The 12,900-nt window shown below is 46.3% G+C and carries 9 protein-coding genes; 3 read left to right on the top strand and 6 right to left on the bottom strand.

Features of this window, described 5'->3' with window-relative positions; translation table 11 throughout:
- Positions 1–24: 24 nt before the first annotated feature.
- The 5 genes from istB to KDW_RS19150 all read right to left on the bottom strand — a co-directional run bounded on the left by istB (position 25) and on the right by KDW_RS19150 (position 4,001).
- Positions 25–819: an IS21-like element helper ATPase IstB gene (istB, locus tag KDW_RS19170; RefSeq protein WP_151754435.1), complete on the bottom strand. Its 795-nt coding sequence runs from the start codon at positions 817–819 to the stop codon at positions 25–27.
- Positions 816–1,691 (bottom strand): IS21 family transposase, encoded by an 876-nt coding sequence (istA, locus tag KDW_RS19165; protein WP_151757588.1) that lies wholly within the window; start codon positions 1,689–1,691, stop codon positions 816–818. Before istA ends, istB begins: the two co-directional genes overlap by 4 nt.
- Positions 1,625–2,065, bottom strand: coding sequence for a helix-turn-helix domain-containing protein (locus tag KDW_RS19160; RefSeq protein ID WP_151754437.1), 441 nt, complete (start codon positions 2,063–2,065; stop codon positions 1,625–1,627). The genes istA and KDW_RS19160 overlap by 67 nt, the downstream gene beginning before the upstream one ends.
- A 174-nt stretch (positions 2,066–2,239) precedes the next feature.
- On the bottom strand, positions 2,240–3,325 hold the full coding sequence (locus KDW_RS19155) for a pentapeptide repeat-containing protein (RefSeq protein WP_162005397.1): 1,086 nt from the start codon (positions 3,323–3,325) through the stop codon (positions 2,240–2,242).
- A 217-nt stretch (positions 3,326–3,542) separates the two neighbouring features.
- Complete coding sequence (locus KDW_RS19150) at positions 3,543–4,001, bottom strand: toll/interleukin-1 receptor domain-containing protein (protein ID WP_151757586.1); 459 nt, start codon at positions 3,999–4,001, stop codon at positions 3,543–3,545.
- A 558-nt stretch (positions 4,002–4,559) separates the two neighbouring features.
- On the opposite strand from KDW_RS19150, the gene KDW_RS19145 reads away from it, so the two are divergent.
- From KDW_RS19145 to KDW_RS19135, 3 genes are read left to right on the top strand one after another with little or no spacing between them, the layout of a single operon-like run.
- Entirely contained in the window at positions 4,560–6,620 is a 2,061-nt protein-coding gene (locus KDW_RS19145) for a VMAP-C domain-containing protein (RefSeq protein ID WP_162005396.1), read from the top strand.
- A 2-nt stretch (positions 6,621–6,622) separates the two neighbouring features.
- Entirely contained in the window at positions 6,623–7,615 is a 993-nt protein-coding gene (locus KDW_RS19140) for an AAA family ATPase (protein ID WP_151757584.1), read from the top strand.
- Positions 7,616–7,622: 7 nt separating this feature from the next.
- Entirely contained in the window at positions 7,623–9,869 is a 2,247-nt protein-coding gene (locus tag KDW_RS19135; RefSeq protein WP_151757583.1) for an SAV_2336 N-terminal domain-related protein, read from the top strand.
- 459 nt (positions 9,870–10,328) lie between these two features.
- On the opposite strand, the gene KDW_RS19130 is transcribed toward KDW_RS19135, so the two are convergent.
- Positions 10,329–12,443 carry a DUF5591 domain-containing protein gene (locus KDW_RS19130; protein ID WP_151757582.1) on the bottom strand — a complete coding sequence of 705 codons (2,115 nt, stop codon included), beginning with the start codon at positions 12,441–12,443 and terminating at the stop codon, positions 10,329–10,331.
- Positions 12,444–12,900: the final 457 nt, after the last annotated feature.

The following is a 12,900-nucleotide window of genomic DNA, read 5'->3' as shown; positions in this document are numbered from 1 at the left end:
GCCGACATCGTGAACGTCGGTTGACTACACGCCGGTGGGTAAATCGCCGGCGGCATGCCGTGCTGTGTCTGACAAGGTTGAGGGGCTTCGGCTCTCTGTTCGGCGCTCCTTCATGCGGTAACTGCCCCCATTGATAGCGATGACCTCTGCATGATGCAGGAGCCGGTCAAGCAAAGCCGTCGCCAGCACCTCGTCCCCCAGTAACGCTCCCCAGCCAGTAAAGCTGGTATTGGACGTCAGGATAATGGAGCCGTGCTCATAGCGAGCCGCCACCAGCTCAAAGAAGTGATGAGCCTGCTCGGCGGTGAGCCTGGTGTAGCCCACCTCATCAATGATGAGCAAACTGGGCGCGATGTAGCGCCGCAGGCGCTGACGCATGAGACCAGGATGCGAGGCGCTCTCCAGGGACTGAGCCAGTTCCGCCAGCGTCGTAAACAGGACTGTGTGTCCCTCTGCCAGTGCTCGATTGGCCAGAGCCAGGCTCAAATGCGTCTTGCCCGTTCCAGGAGGGCCCAGAAAGACCACATTGGTGCAGGTCCGCACAAAGGACAGATCAGCCAACTCCCGGATGCGCCGCTCAGAGAGCGAGGGTTGGAACGAAAAGTCGAAACCCTCCACCGTCTTTTTGCTGGGAATGCGTGCGGCCTTGAGACGGCGGGCCGTGGCTTTTTGCTCGCGGCCATCCAGCTCTGCGCCCAGGGCCCGCTCCACCATGGTTTCATACGTCCACTGCTCTCGCCGGGCAGTTTCCAGCAACCGGGGTAACGCCGTTTGCAGGTGGGTCAAGTTCAGTTGCTTGTACGCGGTGATCGACTTCATGCACCCACCTCCGCTACGGATGGCACGCCACAATACTGATCATACTCGGCCAGAGCCCGGCTTTGCACCTGAGGTGCCTGCTGCTGGTGGCCTAACGGTGCTGCTGTTCGTCGGATCGCCGAGGTTGAGGGAACACCCGTCCATTGCTCTGGATGCGGCACACTCTCTTGTGAGCGAGGACGCTTCTCGATGGCAAACACCTCTTGCCCCTGCGACCAAACAGTGAGCACACCCTTGCGTTCGCGAACCTGCACCATGTTGCCAGCCAGATGCAGATTGCCTGGCAATCCGTAGAGCACGCCATCGTAAGAGACATAGCCATCCCAGGTCACTTTGCGTTCTTCGGTGGCAAAGCGCTCCCAGGCAAAGGCCTGAGGCAAGGGTTGGAGCTTCTCCACCTCCAAACGATCGACCGGGCGGGCATGGGTTGTGCGGTGCACGCGGGAATTGATGCGCTCACACCAGCGATGGGCCTGGCGATTGAGATCATCGAGATCGGTGAAGGTCACCCCGGCCCAAAAGCTCTGCTTCACATAACTCACGGTGCGCTCGACCTTGCCTTTCGTCTGTGGCGTGTAGGGCTTGCAGACGCGGGCAGTGACCCCAATGGAGACCATGAAGTCAGCAAAGCGAGGATTCCAACGGGGCTTGTTCTCCTGCATTTCGAGCAACACGCTTTTCATGCGGTCAGTCAGCGCACACCTGGTCAGGCCTCCGAAGTATTCAAACGCCTCCATCAAGGAGCGAATGAGCGTCGGAGTATCGCAACGCTTCACAAACGTCACAAAGCGCATGCGCGAATAGCCTAGCACGGCAGTAAAGCCATAGAATTTATGGATGATGCCCTCCTGTTCATAGGTGAACTCCCCCAATCGAATTGCACCTGTTGGCCAGGCTCAGTTTCATAGCGTTGCACGGGCGCATGTCCTGCCACCGCCGGTCGCAGGGGATGGACAAACTCCTTCAAGATACTAATCCCGCCGGTGTACCCCATCGGCTGTAACCTTGCGTAGATCACTTCACAATTCGTGCAATGATCTTCCATCACCCAACGCGTAATCTGTTCTTTGAACGGATCAAGCTTGGAAGGCCGAGGCGGGCGCGGTTTGGGGATCACCGCTTCTGGGTGCGCGAGATATTTGCGCACAGTGGTCCGCGAAATGTCCAATTTCTGGGCAATTTCCTGGACAGTCTTCCCTTGTTGATGCAAATCGTGTATCGTATTCACGGTCTGACTCCTGAGCATGGTCGGTCTCCTGAGGTTGTGTTTTTGATTTTCCTCAGAATACCGCCTTCTTGGGGGTCGGTCAATTCTTCACCGGCTCAAGTGTACACCGTCTTTAATATAATGAAGGGTATCCAATATTTCCCTCGTTATTTCCATAGCAAACACCTTTGAACTATAATTGACCAAACTGCATCATCCATTCTTCAACTCAACCAACTCCCGTGCCTTTTGTTCAGCAGGCTTAATAACACTCTTCCTGATCGAAGCCAGTAAACCTTCCTTATCTGCATAGCGATATGTAGGAAGTACCCAATGATAACGCAATCTTAAATCCTTAAACATAGCAAATTCGTGTTTACCTCTCAAAATAAGAGGTTGAACAGGCACAAAACAGTTTGGAACGATTGTAGCCATTTCATAGGGTATACTACTTGGATCGGTGAGATCAGCAATAATAAAATGGGCCAGTTGAGCAAGCGTAGAAACAGTTTGGGTTAAATCGTGACTATCAGATTTTTCAAAGTCAAAGATTACTGGTAAATAATCATTCTGACGCAACTCATCTCTAATAGCATCTAATACTTCTTTGCGCTCCTTCGTAAATCGACCAAGAATCAATACCATTTTAGCGGTAATCGTATCGATAACATGGCGGATTTTCTCATTGCTCAACAGTAAATAAATAAACTGTGCCACTTCAATATTATCAACTGTAATACTCGACTGGAATGGGCGCGTAATAACAAGGTTAGATTGAATAGTATGATCTAAAGTAACGTCCCAGGCAGAAATAGCATAGATGAAACATCCAGTAAGGTTCGCATAAGAGAGATCAGCTCCCGTAAAGGCGGCCCTTCCCAAATCAGAGCCACTCAAATCTGCATGATTAAGATCACATTCAGTCAAAAATGCACATCGCAAATTTGCTTCTGTTAGATCAGCACCACTTAAGTCAGCTTTATAAAGGTTCGCCCCACCAAGATTAACCCGTGACATCATCGCTCCAGAAAGATTAATACCAGAAGACCTGGCCTTACGCATGGCTTTTCGACGAAGCATAGACTGATGTAATTGCCGTTCACGCCACAAACGCTCCTGAATTGACCCTCCAACCTGATATCGGTTATAGAGATTAGCCAGATGGCTTTCCAGGCTCAAGTCAATCCCGCTCAGATCAACCCCTCTCAAATCTGGTACGACATTGGGATTCTCTATTCTCCACTCATTCCACGACACTACCCCCTGATATAGCATCTCTACATGTTCTAGATTAGCCAAAAGGATCCCTCCTTTAATATCTATCTTCTTTGCTAGCATGGTTATAGTCAAACCCAATAGCCGAGACACACTCGTAAAACCTAAGCACAGATCCTAAATAATCAATAGCTACGATTATATTGATACCATATGTAAAAAGAACTCTTCCTATCGTTCCACACAAAAACATCCACAAATAACCATCCTATGATGATCCCCAATAGCTCCGTCGCATCAACTATAAACGGCTGAGGACCCCACGAATACCCCGAATGATATTCAGGAAAGCCTCATCACGATCGGACCATTTACTCACTGCTTTACTACCATCCGGCAAGGCTTGTAAATGTGCAAACGGGGTCCCTTTCCAATCACAAGGACGTACAATAATCGGAATCACCCAAGCTTCCTGGCGTGACTGGCGCTCTATAGCACGCTTCAGCTCAACATCGTAGCAATAATCAGAATTAATAAAATCAGCACTAATCAAAAACAGAATAAGTGCTGCTCGATTTAGTCGTGTATTAATCTCTTCACTCCACGCCTCGCCAGCAGCAATATCACGATCATACCAACTCGTAATCATCCCCTGTCGTCTCAAGGTGCTCAAATGTTTATTTAACTCACTCACAAACAGCTCATCTTCGTGGGCATATGAAATAAATATTTCAACAGCATCAGGCTTCTCCACAGACATCGCAGATACGTCCTCCGACTCTCCAATAACAAAAATACATTTTAATCAATACATGCAAGTATATTCCCATCCTGCACAACTATCAAGCGCATAGGCCTATGAAGTTTTCAATACAGAAAACTCCAGTAATACTTACTAATCTCTATTCTATGTACTAGCTATCAAATGGTCAGTGTCTTCAACAACGCACAACATTTATTTGCTTCTATCTGGCTGCAGCTCCTATATTCAGCGTATAATTACATGTGATAGATTTCCAACAGTGTCTACACTCCACAGGCAAGACACGATTTTGCTTGCTTCTTCAGACATGCTTTCTATGTATCAACTTTGTCTATAACCTTTCGGTAGCCTGAGAGTTATAATAGCGTATCAAAATAAATAATCCATAACTACTTACCCGCTTGTAAAGTGCAATCATGAATGCTATAATTTTATCGCCTTAAAGTAATTCAAGTCAAAGAAGTTCAATACCTCGAACTTGTCATCTTTCTGGCTTACACCCCTGCTCCTTTCTTTCTTGAGAGATCAATCTGAGAATAGAATAAGAGGATTATAGTGCAGAATTTGGAAAACCGGGAATTCAATGCCACGTCGGGTGTTGCTAATATATCTTCTCACTCATCTCGAACGAATGTTTTCATCTGTTGCAGTCGTAACCCCAAGGATCACGAATGCTCACAAGAACTCAAGAAATTTCTGAAGCCTGATATCCGTTCAGGCAAAATACATATTTGGGACGATGATAGTGTTGTGGCTGGCTCACATCTGCAAGAAGAAGCAGAACGAGCCATGCAATCTGCCAGAGTTATAGTTCTCCTTATCAGTGTAAATTTTTTTGCTTCTGATCACATCATGGAATACATAGTACCGCAAGTGTTTACTGTACATAGAGAAAAAAGCACCAGAATCATCAATGTCATTCTTGGTGCCAGTGATTTTGAGCACTCAGAGCTGGCTCAATTTCTTGCGGTAAATAATCGCCCACTTACGCGCATGTCGCAAGCAGAGCAAGATACACTCTGGATCCAGGTAGTTGAATCGATCAGAGAAACAATCGTAGCACAGTCAGAACCTACCTTCGAACGCTTCTTTGGTCAACCCAACACCCTGCAGACTGTCACCTCTCTCTTTTCCAAATGTCGCTCTATGCAAACACAGCAATCGCGCCAGCAGGTACTCCAGCAGGTTCCTGAAGAGATGCGTCAGTCCATAGAAGTGTCTCAATTCAAGCCACAACATAGTGAAAAAAGTGACTTTGAGGAGGTACACGATCTTGTCACCATCTATGCTGCTTATCCAGATGGCCTAGAAAAATTGGCCTATGCGCTCTACAAGGTAGAACATGCCTCATTGCCATGGCAAGCTCTCGATACCTATTTGTGCCAAAGCGGCAAAAAGCTTGTGACCTATACAAGACGGCAAGAACTCTATGACATTCTGAATTCGGCGCAATGGCCAGATTACCTTTTTAGAAGAGCATATAGAAATAGTATCCCTGATAGTTGGTCTACACGCCGTAATTATAACGTATCCAACGTACTTTCGTTAATACTAGCAGAGCTTGCCGAAATTCCCGCTCAGAATAATGATACCTTTCCTCTGCTTGAATTTGCGCAGCGTCTTGCCTTCGAGGCCCGGGACCGAGAAAAGGATTCACTTCACGACGAATTAAGAAATTGGATTACGCACCGATCAAAGGCTCTTGGCTTAACAGAGAGCCAGCAAGTAGCGCTGCGAGAAAAAGCCACACAGCGAAGACAGCCCACTCCATTCTATTTGCTGCTTACACTTGATGAGGCAAGTGATAAGGCTTTTACTGTTCAGTGCTGGCTCCTAGACGACGAAAATAATTCGGTTCAAAACGCTGACATAGAGGTTCCTGATCAGCTGTATTCACTTGACGATATCCCAAACCTCCTTGACGGCATTCTCGAGCAATGTGAAAACTGTCTTCTGGATGAAATGGCAAATCTTGTGATAGAGTTTTTTCTCCCATTAGAACTGCTATCCTATCCTGTAGATCAATATACTATTCGTGGTTTCAGTAGTCGCCAGTCACTCAGTTCGTATTATCAAGTGGTCGTGCGATCACTCGAACGCATGAAAAGAAACAAACAAAGAAACAAACAGGGGTATATCTGGAAAAATAAATGGAAAATCTTCCAGGACTGCAGCAGTGAGGAACAGGACCTCAGTAAGAAGCATAACGCGACATTGATCTATGACAAAGAGCAGTATCAAGAGCTAGAGGATCTCGCTGCCATTCTACGAGGAGATTCCATCGCCTGCCTTGCATTGACATTTGTGCCATCAAACAGTTCATCGCAGACCGATGATGTTCTCCGAGCGGTCCTGGAAGCTGGAATACCTATTGCTCTTTGGGCAAGAGAACAAACAGATTATCCTCAAGTGCTGCCTGAATTCCTTCCTGAATTCGTCTCACAGCATCCATTATCTCAACTTCCCGCTCTTGTTAAGCAGCAGCGTTACGACGCAATTAAAAGTGGACAAAAGCAACGCCATCAAGGACATTATCTTACGCTGCTATGGGATGATCCAGAGAGAATTCCACCGACCAGACAGCTAGCGGCGCCATCAGTATCAAAAGGAGCCTAAACATGAATCAATGGAAAATCTATACAGGGAAAGGTGAACCCCACGATGGCATACGCCGCCTACCTCCCCCTCCTCCCTGGCGAAATTTTACTGGACACATTGTTGATACAACGCTAGTTGATGAAGATGATGATTTCATGAGGCGCATGCTTGCACGCGGAGAAGTATTCCAGGCAAGTGAAGAAGTAGTCGACATGGTGAATGCTGCTCTGTATTTGAGGCGTCCACTACTCGTGAGCGGCAAACCAGGATATGGAAAGTCATCTCTTGCGTATGCAGTTGCCCGTGAATTACAACTGGGTTCAGTATTCCGCTGGTCAATTACGACACGCACCACACTTGCTGACGGCCTGTATTCCTACGATGCTATTGCGCGTTTACAGGACACCTCTTATAGAAAAGATACCCACACGGATGATGCACCTCCTGATATTGGCCAATATATACGCCTTGGTCCGCTCGGTGCAGCACTCCTTCCGACAGCTACCCCACGGGTGCTACTGATTGATGAGGTTGATAAGAGCGACATTGATCTCCCAAATGATCTGCTCCATATTTTTGAAGAAGGCGAATTTGATATTCCTGAACTTGTACGGATCTCTCAGCAACACAAATCCGTTGAGGTTTATTATGGAAGAAACAGCATTGCAAAAGTGCCGATAGAGGAGGGTCACGTACGCTGTGCTGCATTCCCATTTATTATCATGACCAGTAATGAAGAGCGTGAATTCCCTCCCGCTTTTCTGAGACGCTGTATTCGCCTTACCATGAAAGAGCCAACAAAGGAGGAACTCGTCAGCATTGTTGAAGCTCACCTTGGATCCGATGCAATAGCACAAACGACAGAAATTATTGATGATTTCATAAACAAACGAAAAAGTGGAGACCTGGCCACAGATCAACTATTAAATGCGGTGTATCTTGCTTCTCGTGGTTTCGATACCCGGGAAAAGAGTGAGATTTTTCAAGCCATTCTGAAGAATCTCACAACGTAGGAGAAGTATGCTTTCAAAGTTGATTACGGCACTACACCATGCTGATCTGGATATGACGGCGGAGGAAATCGCCGATGCACTCTGGCTCGCATCGCACATGGATGCTCAGGAGATTCTCCCAGCAAGCAATTCCCAACCCTCCAATGTCAATGAAGATGCCGCATCGGATCAAACAGATCCTTCGTTATCACCTGCTCGTCCTGTGCAAAAGACAACGGCTGACGTGCATCTTCATGCGCAAAATTCCCATGCCAGCACGACTTCTTATGCCACAAGCAGGCCCTTTAGAAGTCCTGCGGCGCCAGCATTACCAAATGCCCTGGCACTGGCGCGCGCACTGCGTCCACTGATGCAGCGTATACCATCAAAAACAGCGGTTGTGTTCAATGAACACGCGACAGCACAAAGAATCGCTGAAACCGGAGCTCATGTCTGGCTTCCCATCTTTGAGCCTGCTCCTATCCGTTGGTTTGATGTTGAACTTGTCATCGACATTGGTGCTTCCATGTCACTCTGGCAAGAAACTATTGCTGAGCTGCGGGCATTACTGGAACATATAGGAGCGTTTCGCAACGTGCGCACCTGGAGATTGGCGACAGACAATGCCGATCGCATCGAGATCTATGCAGGAATGGCTCAAAAACAGACCGTGGCACGCAACTCCAGAGAAATCATTCATCCTGGCGGAAACAGCTTAATACTCGTCGCAACCGATTGCATCTCTCCAGCCTGGCACAGTGGCAAAGTCCAGGACCTCCTGAATATATGGGGACAAAAGAACCTTGTGACACTGATCCAGATGCTACCTCGACGCCTCTGGTCTCAAACAGCGTTGGAGAATGCCGATCTCGTGCAGATCTATTCATCTCAACCAGAAGCTTCAAATAAAGGCCTGAAAATAAAAAAAACATTCAGCTGGTCTGATGAAGGCACTCCAACCAAACAATTGCTTCCGCTTCCCACGCTCACGCTGGAGACTGGTGTCCTTTCACCCTGGGCACAGATAGTAACAGGCATAAAAAAAACATGGATCACTGGTACACTATTTGAACATGCCTTGACTGATATGATTCAGAAGGAAGAAATTCCCAGCAGCCTAGCAGAAAATGAAATCCTCTCACCAAAAAAACGCGTCCAGGTGTTCAGGGCCAGTGCGTCTTCGCAGGCCCGTAAACTCGCTGGACTACTGGCTGCCGTTCCTATACCGATTAGCCTCCCTGTAATACGACAGGTGCAAAGCACCATGTTGCCAGAAGCCAACCAGGTAACTGTTGCTGAGGTATTCCTTGGTGGTTTACTGGAAGAGATCTATCATGATGAAACCAATCAAAACCCTGATCAGGTTCAGTATGACTTCATAGCAGGCGTACGCGATGAGCTCATTAATACGGTACCGACACCAGATGCCCATCGGGTACTCAGAGAGATTTCTCAATTTGTGCACGATCGCTACGGTCAGCCACGAGACTTTCTAGCGTTTATTGCCATTCCACACAGAGAAGCTGATTCAGATGCATCGAGCACCCAAGGGAGCCATCCATTTGCTCATCTGGAATTACGTGCATTACGCAGATTTGGCGGAGCATTTGATGAGTTTGTTGACGAGATGGAACGCTATCTCAAGCTGATGAGTGAACAAAGAAATGAGCATCCAGAAAATGCTGACTCACATCAGACTATCTTAGAATCACCAAAGGAATATTCTACGAATCTCGCACATCCTGTTTCTCCCACCCCTTCTTTTATGGACGAAACATGGTGTGACTTCTCCTGGGGTCCCTGGCTTCCTTTGAATAGTCCTGACATCCCCACTGATCCTGGCATTTACCGCGTCAAAGCTACCCTGGGCAATGAGCTTTTTTTTATAGGATCGACAGGACGTAGTTTGAAAGGACGTATTGGTGATTTGTACCGTAACGTCATGAGGGATGCAAAACAGATGCCTTTTAATGATCCACATACTGCAGCGCCAGCATTATGGGCTTGGAGAGAGGAGACAGGCGTAGATTTCGCATGTTCTGCAATTACGCTCCCCACCCAGGAAAATCTTCAGATACTGGTCCATTATTTTCTGTGGCAATACCGTCTGGAAAAAGGTAGCTCAACAGTAGCCAATCATGGCCGATTCCCTGCTCACTATGTAAAATCTAAAGACAGAAAAACTGGAATGAGAGGATATCGCCTCCCAGAGGACCAGGTCAATCCTGCTGGTGGTCCAAGTTTCCCGCCACTCCCCTTATTGCCACCCCGGTAGAGCAAAACTGGATGGGGTTGCCGTGGAGCCAGGCCTATTCACTGGATTCCCCGAACCTCCAAAATATCGCTTCCTCTCCAGGAAGCTATAAGGTACTAAATGAGGACAATGGCCAGTTGCTTTTCGTTGGAACATCTACAGATATAAGAAGCCGCTTCCAGGCACACATGCGCAAAAACTGGCATTGCCCTAATCCTGTCTTTTCTTTTGCTTCTCTCTCTTCCGATCTCTTACCCCATCAATTCGCTGAAATTGAAAACGATCTTCTTGGTAGCTATTATGCTCAAGCACACACACTACCGGCATTCCAATTCAGTGGGCAATGAGTTTGCCAGAGAAAACGCAAAAAATTTATAAATACCGATACACAAGTAATGAAGCAATCGAACGACGGATGTAATTAAAGCAGCTCAGCAGTACAACTGAGCTGCCTTCTGAAGCAACAACTTCTATAACAAATTAAAATAATTCCTGGTTTTTCAATTGCCCAGGGACGTTCATGTAAATCTCGCGTTCCGGAAAGATTTGATGTACAAGTTCTTCTAAATTAGCGTGGATCAGTAGCTCTTTTGTTCCAGTTCCCTTTGTCTTTGATGGCAGCACAATCAAAGGGACAGGGAAAGGAGCATCATTTCCGTACTGCTGTGCATAATTCAATTTAACCTGCTTAAATGCATTCTCAACAATAGCCCTATACGCTTTTGCTGCAACATATGCCACGACAAGCTTATATTCAGGTATGTTTTCCTCCAAATACGTGACCAAGCGCTTCGTAATCAAGTCAGCCTGTTTCTTCGCGGCGACACTGAGCAAATACTCGTAGGAAAGTACAACTTGCTCATTCTCATATTCAAAAGGAACAGGGCCATAGAGACCTGAAATCGTAACCTTATGGCAAGTGTTCAGCGCATCTCCAAGATAGTGCTTCAAGGTCCTAAAAATTCCCTGGTGAATTTTTGAATGGCTATAAGGCTTTTCCTGTGAACAAGCTAAAAGAAATAACCGATCTTTATCTGAGGGGACCTGGTAATTCTCAATGGCGGCAATGTCAAACAGCATTGGATCATTTGCCAGTGAAATCTCGCGATGCTGCTCGTAATCCTCTCTGGTGCGAGGGAAGAGCTTCGGTTGATAATTTAACAATGCCTTCACAGTAGGGTCGATTTCTGCAACGAGTTCGGCTAGTTCTATGGATTTGGTATGTGTTTTGCAAAAATGAACTAAATGCTGCGCAGTTTGCCCCCTGCTGATCGCATCTCTGACCTCCCTTATCTCATCGTACTGGATCAGCAGATTATGATAAGCAATAATCCCATAGATGTCCGATTTTATATCGACAATAAAGTCGCCCGCTTTGTGCTGCAACCGTTCGGCATGGCCATTGATTTTGTTTCCGCGCAAGTCGGCTTGCATTTGCATTAATTCTTCATCTGTAATGCCGTTGCATGCCTTACAAGTGCATGTAATTTGAGTCAGTTTCAGGAAGTCTTGGACAGACCACGTTTTTGAATCATAGTAATTGAGTGAACTTGCACTTTTAACGTACGAAGAGCTATCAAACGTATCAACGCCGAGGTGAGTAAGAATAGGGATGAGATTCCCTGTAATGCCAAACGCATGCACTAAAACACGCTCAGGTTTAAAATCATGCAGTGATGAGTCATACAACGTGTCAATTGCCGATTTAACAATCATAACAATTTTGTCAGCGTTGCTTGACATCCTGAGTGGAACAAGCGAGCCGATGCCAATACCAAAGGGTTCTTTATCAGTAAAACCCTCTTTGGCCAGGCTGTGGAGTAATTGTAAGACGCACGAACGAATTTGCACAGGCGTCTGCCCGTGAACAGCCAGTATGGGAAATGGCCGTTTTCTCAGTGGTTCGCCACTGCTGTATATCAATTTCATGAGCAGTACAGCATTTTCTACGCTACACTTTATTCGGTCTTCTGCCTGTTGTTTGTTTAGGAATGGAGGAATTGGATAGTCCAAGCTTGCAACTATATCGGCACCGTAATCAATTTGTAACTGGAAAATACTTTTTTGATCGGGTTTATATCCATAATCCGTGATGTCAGCTTCACGATTAAAAAGTAAACGGAATCCTCCAGAATCTAAAAAGAACATCGGCCTATACACTTCAGCTGGTTTTTTGAGCGACTCAAAACTTTCCTTCACCCAATAGTCCAGGTCTTTGACCTCTCCGCTTTTATTCCCAGCGTGAGGAAACCATTCTTGGAACATGCGCTTGCTAAAAGCATAGTCGGTAAAATGGAGTACCTCTGTCATAAAGCCCACACGGCGATCATTAAATATCAATTGACGCTTGAGGAATTTGTGCGTTGCCCCATTCCTCTCTAATGACGGCGGTCCTGTAAGTAGGTTAATGACAGGAAACAGTGCAGGTGTCTCCAATTTTGCATCGTGAACAGTAAGCAATCCGCACCGTGCCCGCAGATTTGTGTCAGACGAATGCATTTGGGTTATAAAACCTTTAGAGCTACAATGCCCTTGCAAGATTTCTGGTATAGGCTGACTATCTTTTTGCGTTTTTGCGGATTGGAAATTTTTCATTTACAAACCGTTCTCATCTAGTAACCTTAATAAAATGCCCAAATTATTAGCTAGGCTTTGTTTCATTCCATAAGCGATAGAGTTATTGTGCATTGATGAAATGCAGCCAATATGTAAACAAAATGTGTGTGTAAGCAGAGTATTCATATGAACATGTATTAAAATGGTACCAGACTTCTGCCGTTGTGACTTGTACAAAAGAGGGTAGTGAGCTGATTGTACGCCACTTGTCAGCAGAGGACCCTAGCAAATACAGAAGGGATATAACAAGTATTGCAAATGTCCATAGTTTACTTCCTCTGGTTCTAGAACGTGTTGAAATGATGAAAGGCATTCTTGCTTCTGCACTTCATAGCTTTTCATCTCGTAGTTGGCAATATATTACAGGCTGCTTATAATAAAACTTGGGTTGCATACAGGTCACATCTACATGCTCATGAAAACGTAAAAAATCTCT

This window comes from Dictyobacter vulcani (genome assembly GCF_008974265.1).
Lineage (GTDB): Bacteria > Chloroflexota > Ktedonobacteria > Ktedonobacterales > Ktedonobacteraceae > Dictyobacter > Dictyobacter vulcani.
Note: the sequence above shows the minus strand (reverse complement) of the source record. Positions and strands in the feature narration are given on the sequence as shown.

Coding starts and splice junctions, on each gene's coding strand:
- istB (WP_151754435.1), bottom strand. CDS start 819: ATGAAGTCGATCACCGCGTACAAGCAACTGAACTTGACCCACCTGCAA.
- KDW_RS19160 (WP_151754437.1), bottom strand. CDS start 2,065: ATGCTCAGGAGTCAGACCGTGAATACGATACACGATTTGCATCAACAA.
- KDW_RS19150 (WP_151757586.1), bottom strand. CDS start 4,001: ATGTCTGTGGAGAAGCCTGATGCTGTTGAAATATTTATTTCATATGCC.
- KDW_RS19140 (WP_151757584.1), top strand. CDS start 6,623: ATGAATCAATGGAAAATCTATACAGGGAAAGGTGAACCCCACGATGGC.
- KDW_RS19135 (WP_151757583.1), top strand. CDS start 7,623: ATGCTTTCAAAGTTGATTACGGCACTACACCATGCTGATCTGGATATG.
- KDW_RS19130 (WP_151757582.1), bottom strand. CDS start 12,443: ATGAAAAATTTCCAATCCGCAAAAACGCAAAAAGATAGTCAGCCTATA.